The sequence below is a fragment of the Terrabacter sp. P5_B1 genome, assembly GCF_056400505.1.
In genome coordinates this window covers 1-15,067 of record NZ_JBFULD010000062.1, presented here as the reverse complement: position 1 = coordinate 15,067, position 15,067 = coordinate 1, and the positions used below count along the sequence as shown (strand labels likewise).

Genomic DNA, 15,067 nt, shown 5'->3' with positions numbered 1-15,067 from the left:
GTGGGGGACGGCTGGCCACGAGCCTGTGGACGACGCCGGCCGGGATGGTGGGCGACGAGGAGAATGGGTGTCGACGACAAGCCCGTGACCGTCGTCGTCATCGCGGCTAGTGAAGGTGCCTGAGGGGCGCTGAGGCCCCCGGGCGTGATCCTCCCCTCGGATCGAGGGTGATCGGGCCGGAAAGTGGCCGTTTCGCGCGTCTGAGGGGACGGTTTCCCCCGGCGGACCGTTAGACTGGTGAGGTTGCGGCTCGACGTCCACGTCGGGCCGCCCGCATGAGGTCAGACCACCGAGGAGAGACGTGTCCGACGCCGACGAGCCGATCACCACCAGCATCACCCCCAGTTCCACCGGATCCGACTCCGTGGCAGCAACCGACACCGTCACACCTACAGCGGCAACAGGGACTCGGGCCGTCCCCGTGGACGCCCGTCCCAACGGCGTCGACTACGACGCGAGTGCGATCACCGTCCTCGAGGGCCTCGAGGCGGTGCGCAAGCGCCCCGGCATGTACATCGGCTCGACGGGCCCGCGCGGTCTGCACCACCTCGTCTACGAGATCGTCGACAACGCGGTGGACGAGTCGCTGGCCGGCTACGCCGACACGATCGACGTCACCCTCCTGGCGGACGGCGGTGTGCGGGTCAAGGACAACGGTCGGGGCATCCCCACCGACATCCACCCGGTCGAGAAGATCAGCGCCGTCGAGCTCGTGCTCACCCAGCTGCACGCCGGAGGCAAGTTCGGTGGCGGCGGCTACAAGGTCTCCGGTGGGCTGCACGGCGTCGGCAGCTCCGTCGTCAACGCCCTGTCGACGCGCCTCAAGGCCGCGGTCCGCCAGAAGGGCCACGTCTTCCGGATGAGCTTCACGGACGGCGTGCCCGACGGCCCCCTGGAGCAGCAGGAGGCCACCGACGAGACCGGCACGACGATCACCTTCTGGGCCAACGCCGAGATCTTTGAGACCGTCTACTACGACTTCGAGACCATCCGGGCCCGGATGCAGCAGATGGCCTTCCTCAACAAGGGCCTGACGATCAACCTGGTCGACGAGCGGATCGAGCAGCCCGCGGACGAGCGCGACGTCGACCTTGACGACCTCGACGAGGACCTCGAGGTCGTCGACGAGTCGAGCGACGACGAGCCGCAGGACGAGACCGCGGGCGATGCCGGCGCGGCCGAGAAGAAGAAGGTCACCGCCAAGCGGGTCAGCTACCGCTACGACAACGGCCTCGTCGACTACGTCAACCACCTCAACAGCAGCAAGCGCAGCGACCCCGTGCACCCCGAGGTGATCTCCATCGAGGTCGAGGACGAGGCCCGCTCGCTCAGCCTCGAGCTCGCGATGCAGTGGACCAACGCCTACAGCGAGTCGGTGCACACCTACGCCAACGCGATCAACACCCACGAGGGCGGCACCCACGAGGAGGGCTTCCGCGCGGCGATGACCAAGCTCGTCAACGACTTCGCGCGCCGCCAGAACCTCCTCAAGGACAAGGACGAGAACCTCACCGGCGACGACGTCCGCGAGGGCCTCACCGCCGTCATCTCGGTCAAGCTCGCCGAGCCCCAGTTCGAGGGACAGACCAAGACCAAGCTCGGCAACTCCGAGGTCAAGGGCTTCGTCCAGCGCGCCATGACCGAGGAGTTCGGCCACTGGCTCGGTGCCCACCCCAACGAGGGCAAGGACATCGTCCGCAAGTCGGTCCAGGCCGCCGCCGCGCGCATGGCGGCCCGCAAGGCCCGTGAGGCGACCCGCCGCAAGGGCCTGCTCGAGTCGGGCGGCCTGCCGGGCAAGCTCAAGGACTGCCAGAGCAAGAACCCGAGCCTCTCCGAGGTGTTCATCGTGGAGGGCGACAGCGCCGGTGGTTCGGCGACGCAGGCCCGCGACCCCTACACCCAGGCGATCCTGCCGATCCGCGGCAAGATCCTCAACGTCGAGAAGGCGCGCATCGACAAGATCCTCGCCAACAACGAGGTCCAGGCGCTCATCTCCGCCTTCGGCACGGGCATCGGCGAGGACTTCGACATCGACAAGGCGCGCTACCACAAGATCGTGCTGATGGCCGATGCCGACGTCGACGGCATGCACATCCGCACCCTCTTGCTGACTCTGCTCTTCCGCTTCATGCGGCCGCTCATCGAGGCCGGCTACGTCTACCTCGCGCAGCCGCCGCTCTTCCGCCTGCGGTGGAGCAACGCCGAGCACCAGTTCGCCTACAGCGACCGCGAGCGTGACGGCCTGCGACTGCTCGGTGAGGGCAAGGGCTGGCGCCTGCCGAAGGACAACCCGATCCAGCGCTACAAGGGCCTCGGTGAGATGAACTACCAGGAGCTCGGCGAGACGACGATGGACCAGAGCACGCGCACGCTGCTGCAGGTCACGCTCGACGACGCCGCCAAGGCCGACGAGGTCTTCGCCGTCCTCATGGGTGAGGACGTCGAGTCGCGCCGGTCGTTCATCCAGAAGAACGCCCGCGACGTGAAGTTTCTCGACATCTGACCGCTTCCGTATGCCGTCCCGTGCGTTCCACGTGAAACGTCCCCACCCGGCATACGCCCCGTACTGCACTCAATCTGACTGAGAGACAAAGGGATCTGACGTGAGCGACGACCTGCCTCCCAACGACGGAGACGACGTCAACGAGACACCCGACGAGAGCATCGACGACATTCTCGGGCCCGACCCGGCTGACGACGACGCCGCCGACGAGGGCGACCCGGACGCCAGCGCGGTCGTCGTGCCGGCCGACATCGGCCAGCACGACCGGGTCGAGCCGATCGACCTCAACACCGAGATGCAGCGCAGCTACATCGAGTACGCGATGTCGGTCATCGTCAGCCGCGCCCTGCCCGACGTGCGCGACGGCCTCAAGCCGGTGCACCGGCGCATCGTCTACGCGATGTACGACGGCGGCTACCGCCCCGACCGCGGCTACAACAAGTGCGCGCGTGTCGTCGGCGACGTCATGGGTCACTACCACCCGCACGGCGACTCGGCGATCTACGACGCCCTGGTGCGTCTCGTCCAGGACTGGTCGCTGCGCTACCCGCTCGTCGACGGCCAGGGCAACTTCGGCTCCCGCGGCAACGACGGCGCCGCGGCTCCGCGATACACCGAGTGCCGGATGGCCTCGATCGCGATGGAGATGGTCCGCGACATCGAGCAGGACACCGTCGACTTCGTCCCGAACTACGACGGCAAGACGCTGCAGCCGGCCGTGCTGCCCAGCCGCTTCCCCAACCTGCTCGTCAACGGCTCGGCCGGCATCGCGGTCGGCATGGCCACGCAGATCCCGGCGCACAACCTGCGCGAGGTCGCAGCCGGGGCGCAGTACTACCTCGACCACCCGGACATCTCGCGAGAGGACCTCCTCGAGGCGCTGCTCGGCATCATCAAGGGCCCGGACTTCCCCACCGGCGCGCTGATCATGGGGCACAAGGGCATCGAGGAGGCCTACCGGACCGGCCGCGGCTCGATCATCATGCGCGCGGTGGTCGAGGTCGAGGAGATCCAGAACCGCCAGTGCCTCGTCGTCACCGAGCTGCCCTACCAGGTCAACCCGGACATGCTCGCGCTGAAGATCGCCGACCTCGTCAAGGACGGCAAGATCTCCGGCATCGCCGACATCCGCGACGAGACCTCGGGCCGCACCGGTCAGCGCCTCGTCATCGTGCTCAAGCGGGACGCCGTCGCCAAGGTCGTGCTCAACAACCTCTACAAGCACACCCAGCTCCAGACGACGTTCGGCGCGAACATGCTGGCCCTCGTCGACGAGGTGCCGCGCACGCTGCCGCTCGACGGCTTCATCCGGCACTGGGTCGACCACCAGGTCGAGGTCATCGTCCGGCGCACACAGTTCCGCCTCAACAAGGCCGAGGCCGACATCCACATCCTGCGCGGTCTGCTCAAGGCGCTCGACCGCCTCGACGAGGTCATCGCCCTGATCCGCGGGTCACGCACGGTCGAGATCGCCCGCGAGGGCCTCGTCGAGCTGCTCGAGATCGACGAGATCCAGGCCAACGCGATCCTCAACATGCAGCTGCGCCGCCTCGCGGCCCTCGAGCGCGAGAAGCTCATCGAGGCCCACGACGAGCTGCAGGCCCTCATCGACGAGTACACCGCGATCCTCGCCTCGCCCGTGCGGCAGCGCCGGATTATCAGCGAGGAGCTCGCCGACATCGTCGAGCGCTACGGCGACGAGCGACGCACGACGATCGTGCCCTTCGACGGCGACATGTCGATGGAGGACCTCATCCCCGAGGAGGACGTCGTCGTCACGATCACCCGTGGCGGCTACGCCAAGCGCACCCGCGTCGACCAGTACCGCTCGCAGAAGCGCGGCGGCAAGGGCGTGCGCGGCGCCTCGCTGCGCGGCGAGGACGTCGTCGAGCACTTCTTCACGACGACGACCCACCACTGGCTGCTCTTCTTCACCAACCTCGGGCGCGTCTACCGCGCCAAGGCCTACGAGCTGCCCGAGGGGTCGCGTGACAGCAAGGGCCAGCACGTGGCCAACCTGCTCGCCTTCCAGCCCGGTGAGCAGATCGCGCAGGTGCTCGCCATCCGCGACTACGCGAAGGCCGACTACCTCGTCCTCGCCACCCGCGCGGGCCTCGTGAAGAAGACGCGCCTGGCCGACTACGACTCCAACCGCTCCGGCGGCCTCATCGCGATAAACCTGCGCGAGGGCGACGAGCTCGTCGGCGCGGGGCTGGMCTCCAACCGTGACGACCTGCTGCTCGTCTCGCGCAAGGGCCAGTCGGTGCGCTTCACCGCGACCGACGAGGCACTGCGCCCGATGGGTCGCTCGACGTCCGGCGTCACGGGCATGAAGTTCCGTGACGGCGACGACCTGCTCGCCATGTCGGTCGTCGAGGAGGGCGAGAGCCCCGACGTCTTCGTCGTCTTCGAGAACGGCCTCGCCAAGCGGACCCCCGTCTCGGAGTATCGCCTCCAGGGCCGCGGCGGCCTCGGCATCAAGGTGGCCAAGCTCTCCGACAAGGGCGGCGACCTGGTGGGCGCCCTGACGGTGATCGAGACCGACGAGGTCATGGTCGTCATGGAGAAGGGCAAGATCGTGCGATCGCGTGTCGACGAGGTGCGTCACACCGGCCGCTCGTCGCAGGGCGTGAAGTTCGCGACGCCCGACAAGGGCGACTCGATCGTGGCAGTGGCCCGCAATGCCGAGTCGGCCATCGCGGTGGCCGAGATCGAGGACGGCAACCCGGTGGAGCAGCCGTCCGGCACGGGAGCGCCCGCTACGGTTCCCAGCCCCGATGGCGTACCGTCGGACCAGACGTCGGGCGACGAGGCGGGCTCGTCGGACGCCGACAACGGAGGTGACGAATGAGTGCGACCAGCCCTGAGGGCTCCCTGAGCCGACCCGGCACGCCGACGCGATCGGGCAGCGGGTCGGGCTCCTCCGACGGCACCGGCCAGAACGCGTCCTACTACACCCCGGGCGGCACGGGCGGCTCGAGTGGCTCGACCGGGACGACCGGGAGCACATCGGGTGCCACGAGCGCCGACCAGGGCACCGCGCTCTCGCGCGGCGCGGTCACCAACCGCACCGCCCCGACCCAGCGTGTCGGGGCGGGTCAGCCGAACACGTCGGGCTCCGGCCAGTCCGGGGGGTCCACGGCAGCCGGTGCGCGCACGGCAACGGCCGCGCGCAAGCACAAGGGCCCGCGCCGGGTCCGACTGGCTGTGGCACGCGTCGACCCCTGGTCGGTCATGAAGATGAGCTTCCTGCTCTCCGTCGCGCTCGGGATCGCCGGCGTCATCCTCACCGCTGTGCTGTGGATGATCCTGTCGACGATGAACGTCTTCAGCGACATCGAGGGCGTGCTCCAGTCGCTGCAGACGACGACGTCCGACCCGTTCTCGATCAAGGACTACGTCGGTTTCGGCCGGGTCGTGTCGCTCTCGATCGTCATCGGCGTCATCGACGTCATCCTGATGACCGCGATCGCGACCGTCATGGMCTTCCTCTACAACATCTGTTCGGCGCTCGTCGGCGGCGTGCAGCTGACGCTCACCGACGACTGAGCGCGGCACCGCTCAGCACGCCACACGGCATACGCAAACGGCCTCCACCCTCGCGGGTGGGGGCCGTTTTGTATGAGGTGAGGTGCATCGGGTAACGTTTCCCCTCGCGTCCGGTCAACCTCTCTGACGGGGTGGGACGGCCGCGCGAAGGTGACGATGGGCCTATAGCTCAGACGGTTAGAGCGCTTCCCTGATAAGGAAGAGGTCGGAGGTTCAAGTCCTCCTAGGCCCACCATCACCGCCACCACGGAGAGGATCCCTCACATGCTGAAGCGTCTTGCCCTCATCGGTGGCGCCGTCGCAGGTGTCGCGTTCCTTCGCAAGAAGGCGAAGCAGCAGCAGGCCGAGCAGGACCTGTGGACCCAGGCCACGGACGACGTGCACGCAGCGGTGCCGCCGGCTCCGACTCCGGCTCCGGCTCCCGCGGCCACCGACAAGGACTCGTCCTCGTCCTGAGCCCGCTCTCCCCCACTCGGGGCCATGGCGCAATTGGTAGCGCACCTGCTTTGCAAGCAGGGGGTTAGGGGTTCGAGTCCCCTTGGCTCCACCACGGGTCAGAGGCCCTTCCCGGTCACCGGGAAGGACCTCTGCCTTGCTCGGACTGACCCCGGAGCCACATGGCTGCGATGAGCAGGGCGGCACCGGCGAGCACGAGCCCCGGTATGACGTTGAGGTCGAACGAGTTCTGGCTGCGGTAGACCCAGTCCGACACCGAGTAGCTGAGGACGCCCACAGCCCAGCCGCCGAGCAGTGCTCGCCCCGTGGGGGCGTCGAGGCGCACCGCGGCCATGGTGACGCCCAGGGTCAGCAGGCCCCACACGAGCGCGACGCCGGCCCAGTAGGGCGCCAGTGGAGCGAGGTACAGGGTGTAGGCGACGAAGAGGACCGTCGTGAGAAGCCCGGCGCACAGGGCCAGGAGGGAGCCCGGGGCCCGGCGGTCGAACCGGTGGAACAGCACCGGGGCGCTCGCGGCGGCGACGAGCACGACCGCGAGCCCTGCCGCGCCGACGAGGAGCTGACCGCCGAGCGCCAGCCACCAACCGACGTCGAGACGGTCGAGGCTGTAGTCGCGGAGCACCCCGACCATGGTCAGCGAACCGGCACCGGCGGCAGCACCGGCGGCGGCGAGGAACGCCGCGGACACAGGCGTGCTGACGGGGGGCACGAACGCCGCCGCGCCCGCGACCAGGGCCAGCACTGCCCGGATGCCGATGGCCGGGATCTGTTCCGGTGCGTTGTCCGAGTAGGTCTCGCCGTCGAACCATGGCGCGAGCATGCTGAGCAGCAGGAGCAGGCCGCCGAGGAGCGCCACGCCGCCCGCGACCCAGCGTCGCCACGGCGTGGAGGTCGTGGAGGTCGGGGACGGCGCGGCGGTCGGGGACGTGACGTGCGCGACGTGGTCATCCGGCTCGGCCGGCCCGCTCAAGGGCTCGGTCGCGGGCTCGGTGGCGGCCTCGTTCGCGGGCTCGGCGGCCTCGGGTGGCGCCTCGACCGGGAGCAGGCGCCGGCCGACGAGAGCGGGACCGGCGGGCCCCGAGTCCGCCGTGGGGTCCGCGCCGACCGGCGCCGCGGCCGCGGGCTCGACCACGGGCGGTGGGGACTCCAGGAAACCGCTCCTGCGGCCCACGGAGGCCGTGACCGGCACGGCGACGGATCCGGTCGGGCTCGTCAAGGTGAGGCTGCCGGCATACGGCTGGTCGGTCGGCGAGAAGGTGACGGTCACGACGGGCCCCTCGACCACGGCGCTGAGCGGAGGGTCGGCGTCGACGCGGACCTCCCGCGCGAGCGGGACGCCGCTCAGCCGCAGCTCCCGCTCGACGGCGGTGTCGGCGCCGGCCGCGATCTCGCCGAAGTCGAGTGCCGTCGGGCTGACCCGGGGAGCAGCTGCCGCGATGACGGCGGCGGCGTCGTCGGCGACGGACTTGGTGTCGGAGCGGGCGATGGCCTCGAGGGCCTCGAGGGCGCCGAGTGCGACGCCCAGGTCGGGATGACCGAGCCGGTCGCGCAGCTCGACGACGGCGCCCCGGCGATAGGTGGGATCGGGCTCACGCAGCGCGGCGACGATCGCCTCGGGGATCGGCAGCGGGCGCACCTTCTTGTGGCGGCTCTTCGCGAGGTAGACCTCGCCGGACATCTCGACGTCACGGCCGGGCGTCTGGCGTGGGTTCTGCTCCCGAACCCGGTCGAAGACGTAGTCGTAGAGCTCGCCCAGTGACACGAGGCCGTCCTCGTCGCGGTCCGCCTCGCCGGTCTGCAGGCCCTGGACGACGGCGGAGGTGAAGACCGACGGCTGGACGTCGTGGTCGCTGGTCAGGGTCGTGCCCTCGAACGCGTACTCCATGGCGCTCGAGGCGCTGATCACGGCTCGCCCCCGCCCGCCGCCGAGGCGACCTGCGGGGAAGCTCTCCATGACGTTGACGGGGCCGGCCGCCCGGACGGCCACACCCTCGCCGAACGCGCCGCCGTAGCAGCAGTCGAGGAAGAGCACGATGGTGCGGGCTCGCGCCGAGCGCATGCACCGCTGGATGAAGTCGGCCGGCACCGCGGTCGACCCCAGCCGATCCGGCCGGGTGTTGCGAGCGGCGACGAACAGCTCGCCCGAGTCGCTCTTGAGCCCGTGGCCCGAGAAGTGCAGCAGGAGCAGGTCGTCCGGACGGCTCTCCGCGAAGAGGTCGTCGATGTGCGACTGCACCTCGTGCGAGGCGGCGTTGTGCACGATCGACACGTCGAAGCCGCCGATCTCGGGGTCCCCGAGGACGCTGGCGAGGGCACGCGCGTCGGCCTCGGGAGCGCGCAGCTGGCTGAGGCTCGCGTGGTCGTAGGTGTCGTTGGCGATGATGAGCGCGCGCCTCGCAGGCGCGGTCTCGTTCATGCTGCGCCGTTCATGACGTGTCCACGTCCGCGTGCCGCGCCAGGAACAGCGCGACGAGACGGTCGTGCTCACCGTCCGTGACGCCGCCCAGCTCGAGCACGTCGCCCGAGATCTCGATCCGCACCGAGCGGACACCGTGCGTGCCCCGCCCCAGCCATTCGCGCGCCGAGGCGACGAGGGCGGTCAGGCCCCCGGATCCGAGCACGGCCACCATCAGCGTGCCGAGGGCCTCGACGTCGAGGCCACGGGTGTTCTCGGGCACCGGGGCTCCGGGCGCGGCGCCTGGGAGGACCTCCAGGGCGCCGACCTCGTGGAGCTGCTGGCGGAGCTGGCGGTGCAGCAGGTCGAGGCGTGCGTCATCGGACCCGCGCTCGTCGAACCGCACCTCAACCGTCGTGCCCATCGGCTCACCTCTCGGCGCCGAACCGCTGACCTCACGATCGTACGCGGGTGCGACGCACAGGCAATCCACGCGTGCTTCCTCTGGCGCAAGACCGGTTCGGGTGTCATGCTCGGTGGAGCACCACTCCTCGCTCGGCGACCGATGTGATGCACTTTTCATCGAGCCTCTCGCGAAACCAGCCGGACAGGGTCTAGACTGGGTGAAGCGAAGGGTTGGGCACGCACGAACCGCGCCCAGCCCTTCTGCATGTGCTGGCTCGCGCTGTCCCCCTGTCGGTGCGAGCCAGCTCAAGCAGAGAAGGACCCGGATGCCCTCGGCATCCGGGTCCTTCTCTTTGTCCTGGCCCCGGGTCGTGCCGGGGCGGGCGAGGCGTCAGCTCGGGCTGTCGCCCCTCTCCTGCTCCAGCTTGGCCTGAGCCGAGCCGCGCGGCGAGTCCGTCGTGGAGGCGCCGTTGATGGTGCCGCCCTCGACCGCCTCGGAGGTGATCGCGTCGGAGTCCGGTGCCGGGTCGACGGCCGTGACCTCGCCCTCGCCGATGCCAGCGCCGGCCTCGGTCGAGTTGTCGACGGCGTCACCGGAGCGGTCCTTCGCGTCGGCGATCGCGGACTGGCCCTTGGCGGCGAGCGCCCCGGCCTTGTCCTTGGCCTTGCTCGCGACGTCGGACACAGCGTCCTTGGCGTGGGCGACCTGCTCGGCCGCCTTGTCCTTGAGCGTCGCAGCGTCGGAACCGACGCCACCCGCGCCGGTGCGCGTGTCGAGCGGCGTGGCCCACGGGTCGTCAGCCTGCTTCTGCTTGCGGAAGGCAGCGACGGCGGCCACCGCTGCGGCGGTCAGGCCGATGGCGATGAGCCACGTGCCCTTGCCGCGGCGCTGCTTCGCGATCGCGTCGCCCTTGAGCACCGCGTAGGCGCCGTGGGCGCGGTGCCCGCTGACGGCAGCCGTCTCCCTGGCCTGCGCGGCCGCCTGCTCGAGGTGCGGCTGGGCTGCCTCCCGAGCCTGATCGGCGCCGGCGGCGAGAGCCGCAGAGGCCGTGGCGATGGCCGCGCCCACCTTGGGCAGCACGTTGTCGACGAGCGTCGACTGCGCGGCCTCCACCTTCGGCCTGGCGCGGTCCGCGGCCTCGTGGAGGGCGTCGCCCGCAACCTCCTTCGCCGTGACGGCAGAGGCGATCAACGCCGGAGCGGCCGCCCCCTTGGCGACCGCCAGGCCCTCCCGGGCGGAATCGGCTGCGTTGTGCAGCAGCGGGGTCGCCCTCTGTCGCGCGAGCAGGGTGCGCTCCTTGGCCAGAGCGGCGGCCGCAGCCGCTGCGTCGACGGCGCTGGCTCTCAGCTCGGCCGTCGCGGACTGTGCCTGCTCGAGGGCAGCCTCCGTGCGGGACTGCTTGGTTCGAAACATACGTCCTCCTAGGTCCTTGGGTCCTTACCCATCCTGCCAACTTCGGCCACGTACCGCACGGACACCTCCCGAACGTGGCCCTCCGACGTCGATGGCGTATGCCGTGACGCCGGGGCTGTGCGTCAGTTCGTGCCGTCGTGGGGTGGCTGAGCCCCTCGCGGTCGCGCCTCGGCGTCCTCCGGGGCGGGCGCGTCCTGGTGGCCGGCCGACGCCGTGGGCGGGTGGTCGAGCCCGAGCACGGTGTCCTCCAGGGTCGTGTCCTCCAGCGCCTCCCTGGTAGGGACGGGCAGGTCGCCGGAAGCCGCGTCGAAGCCGCTCTCGTGCACCGGCGTCGGCGGGTCGATCGGGTCGGGCGCCTCGAGCGGGCTGGCGGACACCGGGGCCGGCGCCTCCGGGTCGACGGGGAACGGGGCGCCCCCGGTGACGTCGGTGGCGCCGGCGGCAGCTGCGGCACCGGTTGCGGTCGTCGGCCCGGACGTGTGGCCCTCCGCGACCTTGTCGACGCCACGGCCGACGTGCTCCCTGACCTTGGCGACCTTGTCGGCGTACTTGCCCTCGGTCTTCTCGTCGATCTTGGTGCTGGCCGTCTCGACGTAACCGTCGATCTTCTCGCGGTTCTCGACGGCGAAGTGGCCCGCCTTCTCCCGCGCCTGCTTCGCCGCCTGCGTGGCGGCCTCCTGCAGATGCTTGGCCTTGGTCTCGAGATCGAGCTCCTCGGCCTTCTTCTTCAGGTTGTCCAGAAACGACATCGGCACTCCGTCCTCGACCGGCTCCGGCCGGCTGCTCTCGTCGGGTCGCGTCCCCAGCTGCTGTGAGGATGATCCTTCTCTCCTTGGCCAACGGTGGGTGCACCGTCAGCGTTCCGCGTCACACGGCGCATACCCGCCCGGACGGCATACGTGCTCGGTCGTGCGAGGATTGGGCCCATGAAGGCAACCCTGCACACGAACCACGGTGACATCGTCATCGACCTCTTCGAGCACCAGGCCCCGAAGACGGTGGACAACTTCGTCGGTCTCGCCAAGGGCGAGAAGGAGTACAAGGACGACGCCGGGCGCACCAACCCGACCCCGTTCTACGACGGCCTGGTCTTCCACCGCATCATCCCGAACTTCATGATCCAGGGTGGCTGCCCGATCGGTCAGGGCTTCGGCGGCCCCGGCTACGCGTTCGACGACGAGATCAGCCCCGACAAGGACTTCACCAAGCCCTACATCCTCGCCATGGCGAACGCCGGCAAGCGCATGGGCAAGGGGACCAACGGCTCGCAGTTCTTCATCACCACCGCGCCGACCACCTGGCTCCAGGGCAAGCACACGATCTTCGGCGAGGTCGCCGACCAGGCCTCGCGCGACGTCGTCGACAAGATCGGGGCCGTCGCCACCGGCGCCAACGACAAGCCCCTCGAGGACGTCGTCCTCAACTCGGTCACCATCGAGGACTGACCCTCCCGCACGGCAGCGACGCAGCACGACAGCCACACAGCACCACAGCTTCACCGCCCACGGACGTGACCGGCAGGGGGACTCCCGTTGTCTGACAACCCGACCAGTGGCCAGCCCGGCCAGCCCCCGCTCGAGCCGGGAGTGCCGCAGCCCGCTGCCGGTCCGTCCGTGTGCCCCCGCCACCCCGACCGCGAGGCCTACGTGCGCTGCCAGCGCTGCGGCCGTCCCGCCTGTCCCGAGTGCCAGCGGCCCGCGGCCGTCGGCATCCAGTGCGTCGACTGCGTACGCGAAGCTGCCCGGACCACGCCCAGCGCTCGCACCGTCTTCGGCGGACGGGCCACCGACGGCACTCCCGTCGTCACCTACACGATCATCGGCATCTGCGCGGTCGTCTACCTCGCGCAGCGCGCCGACTCGAGCGTGACGCAGAACTTCGCCTTCGCGCCGTTCCTCGGCTGGACCGAGCCGTGGCGCTTCGTCACCGCGGCCTTCCTGCACTCCCCGCAGACGATCTTCCACATCCTGCTCAACATGTTCGCCCTGTGGTCCCTCGGGCAGTACCTCGAGCCGATGCTCGGTCGCGCCCGGTTCGCCGCGCTCTACCTGATCAGCGGCATCGGCGGGCAGGTGGCCGTGACGCTGATGGCCGGATGGCCCACGATCGCGGGTCTGCGTGCCGGCCTCGACGACGCCTGGCTGACCCCGGTGGTGGGCGCGTCCGGGGCCATCTTCGGGCTCTTCGGGGCACTGCTCGTGCTCAACCGGCACCTGGGCCGTTCCTCGGCGGCGATGTACGCGACGATCGCGATCAATGCCGCGTTCGGCTTCTTCTACCCCGGCATCTCGTGGCAGGCCCACCTCGGCGGGCTGGTCACCGGCGTCATCTGCGCCGGCGTCATCGTCGGATTCCGCCGCCAGCGGGTGCGCCACCTCGTGTGGGCCGCCCTCGGAGCGGTCCTCGTGCTGCTCGTCGCGGTCACCGTCGGGAAGTACCTCACCGTGCCCGAGGCCATCCGCGAGCTCAGCATCTTCGGGTGACGGGCCCGTGCACCTGATCTGCCTCACCGGCCCCCCGGCCGTGGGCAAGATGACGGTCGGTCGAGCGGTCTGCGACCTGACCGGCTACCGGCTCTTCCACAACCACATGTCGATCGAGCCGCTGCTCGGGGTCTACGAGTTCGGCACACCCTCGTTCCAGCGGATCAACGCGATGATCCGGCGGGAGGTCATCGCCGAGTCCCTCGTCGCCGGGCTGCCCGGCCTGGTCTTCACCTTCGCGATCGACCTCGACGACCCCAGGGACCTCGAGGAGCTGCAGGAGCTCGTCGAGCCGGTGGAGCGTGCCGGGGCCCCCATCGACGTCGTCGAGCTGTGCGCACCCCAGCACGTCCGCCTCGCCCGAGAGGGCGGTGCGGACCGGATGGACCACAAGCGCAGCAAGCGCGACGTCGAGTGGGCCCGCGCCCACGTCGTCGACCTCGAGTCCCGCGCCCGGTTCACCACCGACCCCGCGCGGGACGGCGAGCGACTGCTGCCGGGGCACCGGCACCTGCGCCTCGACAACGACCACGCGAACGCCCGCGCCACCGCCGAGCGGATCGTCACCGAGCTCGGTCTGCCGCGGCTCTGAGGGTCCTCGGGGGCGCGCCTGTGGACGGTTATCCACCGGCTGTGGACAACCCTGTGGATGTAGTTACACACATGTCATTCATCCCCAGCTGGGGACAACGATGTGGATAACTCTCGACCTGCGCGCTGGAGGTTGTGCACGGCCGTCATCCACAGGTGTGGACCGGCATGCACGACGCCGGTTGTCCACAGGTGTGGACAGCCGGCGTCGGGTTGTGTGTGGAGCGGTGGGTGCTTGGCAGCTCAGCGCCACCGCATCGTCATGATGAACCCGCCCATGAGCAGGACGAAGCCCACGCCGAGGTTCCAGACCCCGATGGACCCGATGGGGTACTTGTACTCGGTCACGTAGTAGACGACGATCCACAGCAGCCCGAGGACGAGCAGCGTGATGAATACGGGCGCCCACCAGGTGGGGTTGGGCTCGGCGGCCTTGCTCGTGCGGGGCGGGGTGTACGCCGTCGCCTTGTGGTCGCGGCCTTTGGACTCGGGCACTGCGTTCTCCTTGCTCTGAGTTGAGGCAAGGGTAACCAATGAGACCGCTGGCGTCCCGGCCTGCCGTGACGAGGCACAATGGTGACGGCGCGGACGGTCCGCGCGAGCGAGGTCACCCGTGATGAAGGACGCCGAGCCGCCGGAGCAGGGCGTGGGCGAGGACGCCACCGGCGTCGCCGACCCTCCTGCCGCGCCCGTCCGTCTGCGGCGGCGCCTGACCTGGCGTCTGCTCGTGCCCGTCGTCACTGCGGCGGCCGGCGTGATGTTCGCGATGAGCTTCCAGGCCGCCCAGGGCCGTGACCTGCGGGGCGACCGCGACCTTCCCCAGCTCATCATCGCGGGTGACGCCCGCGTCGCCGCTCAGGCCGGCGTGCTCGACGAGCTGCAGAAGGAGGTCAAGACGCTCAGCAGGACGAGTGCCCCGGCTGACAACCACCTCTCGGGCCTGACCCGCGCCGCCGACGGGCTGGCCGCGACCGCCGCGACGACCAAGGTCCGTGGCCCTGCGCTCGAGGTGACGCTCGACGACGCCAAGCGCGCCGCCGACTCCCTGCCGGACGGCTTCACCGCGGACGACATCGTCGTCCACCAGCAGGACGTGCAGGCGGTCGTCAACGCGCTGTGGACCTCGGGCGCCGAGGCGATGATGATCCAGGACCAGCGGGTCATCGCCACCAGTGCCGTCCGCTGCGTCGGCAACACCCTGATCCTGCAGGGTCGGGTCTACTCCCCGCCCTACCGCATCACCGCCATCGGTGACATCGACCGGATGGAAC

At 70.0% G+C, this 15,067-nt stretch carries 13 protein-coding genes and 2 tRNA genes; 10 read left to right on the top strand and 5 right to left on the bottom strand.

From position 1 onward, the window contains the following. Positions 1–301: 301 nt before the first annotated feature. The 6 genes from gyrB to AC1DP0_RS06835 all read left to right on the top strand — a co-directional run bounded on the left by gyrB (position 302) and on the right by AC1DP0_RS06835 (position 6,602). Positions 302–2,503: a DNA topoisomerase (ATP-hydrolyzing) subunit B gene (gene gyrB, locus AC1DP0_RS06860; protein ID WP_478083121.1), complete on the top strand. Its 2,202-nt coding sequence runs from the start codon at positions 302–304 to the stop codon at positions 2,501–2,503. A gap of 100 nt (positions 2,504–2,603) precedes the next feature. Continuing rightward, a complete protein-coding gene (gene gyrA / locus AC1DP0_RS06855; protein WP_478083120.1) occupies positions 2,604–5,354 on the top strand; it encodes a DNA gyrase subunit A in 2,751 nt (916 codons plus the stop codon). Next, a complete protein-coding gene (locus tag AC1DP0_RS06850) occupies positions 5,351–6,052 on the top strand; it encodes a DUF3566 domain-containing protein (protein WP_478083119.1) in 702 nt (233 codons plus the stop codon). The genes gyrA and AC1DP0_RS06850 overlap by 4 nt, the downstream gene beginning before the upstream one ends. A 158-nt stretch (positions 6,053–6,210) precedes the next feature. Beyond that, positions 6,211–6,287 (top strand) — tRNA-Ile (locus AC1DP0_RS06845). Positions 6,288–6,316: 29 nt separating this feature from the next. Then, positions 6,317–6,508: a DLW-39 family protein gene (locus AC1DP0_RS06840; RefSeq protein WP_478083118.1), complete on the top strand. Its 192-nt coding sequence runs from the start codon at positions 6,317–6,319 to the stop codon at positions 6,506–6,508. Positions 6,509–6,526: 18 nt separating this feature from the next. Beyond that, positions 6,527–6,602 (top strand) — tRNA-Ala (locus AC1DP0_RS06835). A 21-nt stretch (positions 6,603–6,623) separates the two neighbouring features. Here the strand turns inward: AC1DP0_RS06835 and AC1DP0_RS06830 are convergent. The 4 genes from AC1DP0_RS06830 to AC1DP0_RS06815 form a co-directional block, all read right to left on the bottom strand. After that, the gene (locus AC1DP0_RS06830) at positions 6,624–8,924 is read right to left on the bottom strand and encodes a caspase family protein (RefSeq protein ID WP_478083117.1); all 2,301 of its coding nucleotides are present in this window, start codon (positions 8,922–8,924) and stop codon (positions 6,624–6,626) included. 10 nt (positions 8,925–8,934) lie between these two features. After that, positions 8,935–9,327: a hypothetical protein gene (locus tag AC1DP0_RS06825; protein ID WP_478083116.1), complete on the bottom strand. Its 393-nt coding sequence runs from the start codon at positions 9,325–9,327 to the stop codon at positions 8,935–8,937. Between the two features lie 372 nt (positions 9,328–9,699). Continuing rightward, positions 9,700–10,722, bottom strand: a complete 1,023-nt coding sequence (locus tag AC1DP0_RS06820; protein ID WP_478083115.1) for a hypothetical protein — start codon at positions 10,720–10,722, stop codon at positions 9,700–9,702. Between the two features lie 122 nt (positions 10,723–10,844). Beyond that, positions 10,845–11,471, bottom strand: coding sequence for an antitoxin (locus tag AC1DP0_RS06815; RefSeq protein WP_478083114.1), 627 nt, complete (start codon positions 11,469–11,471; stop codon positions 10,845–10,847). 177 nt (positions 11,472–11,648) lie between these two features. On the opposite strand from AC1DP0_RS06815, the gene AC1DP0_RS06810 reads away from it, so the two are divergent. The 3 genes from AC1DP0_RS06810 to AC1DP0_RS06800 all read left to right on the top strand — a co-directional run bounded on the left by AC1DP0_RS06810 (position 11,649) and on the right by AC1DP0_RS06800 (position 13,797). Then, entirely contained in the window at positions 11,649–12,167 is a 519-nt protein-coding gene (locus tag AC1DP0_RS06810; RefSeq protein ID WP_478083113.1) for a peptidylprolyl isomerase, read from the top strand. Between the two features lie 87 nt (positions 12,168–12,254). Then, positions 12,255–13,205: a rhomboid family intramembrane serine protease gene (locus AC1DP0_RS06805; RefSeq protein WP_478083112.1), complete on the top strand. Its 951-nt coding sequence runs from the start codon at positions 12,255–12,257 to the stop codon at positions 13,203–13,205. A gap of 7 nt (positions 13,206–13,212) precedes the next feature. Beyond that, positions 13,213–13,797, top strand: a complete 585-nt coding sequence (locus AC1DP0_RS06800) for a DEAD/DEAH box helicase family protein (RefSeq protein WP_478083111.1) — start codon at positions 13,213–13,215, stop codon at positions 13,795–13,797. Positions 13,798–14,039: 242 nt separating this feature from the next. Here AC1DP0_RS06800 and AC1DP0_RS06795 read toward each other — a convergent pair whose 3' ends face one another. After that, on the bottom strand, positions 14,040–14,291 hold the full coding sequence (locus AC1DP0_RS06795) for a cell division protein CrgA (RefSeq protein ID WP_056750107.1): 252 nt from the start codon (positions 14,289–14,291) through the stop codon (positions 14,040–14,042). A gap of 121 nt (positions 14,292–14,412) precedes the next feature. On the opposite strand from AC1DP0_RS06795, the gene AC1DP0_RS06790 reads away from it, so the two are divergent. Beyond that, the coding region (locus AC1DP0_RS06790) for a DUF881 domain-containing protein (RefSeq protein ID WP_478083110.1) at positions 14,413–15,067 on the top strand (655 nt) is incomplete at its 3' end.

What these genes read in the sequence shown, in the direction of transcription:
- AC1DP0_RS06840 (WP_478083118.1), top strand. Translation starts at nt 6,317, where the DNA reads ATGCTGAAGCGTCTTGCCCTCATCGGTGGCGCCGTCGCAGGTGTCGCG.
- AC1DP0_RS06830 (WP_478083117.1), bottom strand. Translation starts at nt 8,924, where the DNA reads ATGAACGAGACCGCGCCTGCGAGGCGCGCGCTCATCATCGCCAACGAC.
- AC1DP0_RS06825 (WP_478083116.1), bottom strand. Translation starts at nt 9,327, where the DNA reads ATGGGCACGACGGTTGAGGTGCGGTTCGACGAGCGCGGGTCCGATGAC.
- AC1DP0_RS06820 (WP_478083115.1), bottom strand. Translation starts at nt 10,722, where the DNA reads ATGTTTCGAACCAAGCAGTCCCGCACGGAGGCTGCCCTCGAGCAGGCA.
- AC1DP0_RS06815 (WP_478083114.1), bottom strand. Translation starts at nt 11,471, where the DNA reads ATGTCGTTTCTGGACAACCTGAAGAAGAAGGCCGAGGAGCTCGATCTC.
- AC1DP0_RS06810 (WP_478083113.1), top strand. Translation starts at nt 11,649, where the DNA reads ATGAAGGCAACCCTGCACACGAACCACGGTGACATCGTCATCGACCTC.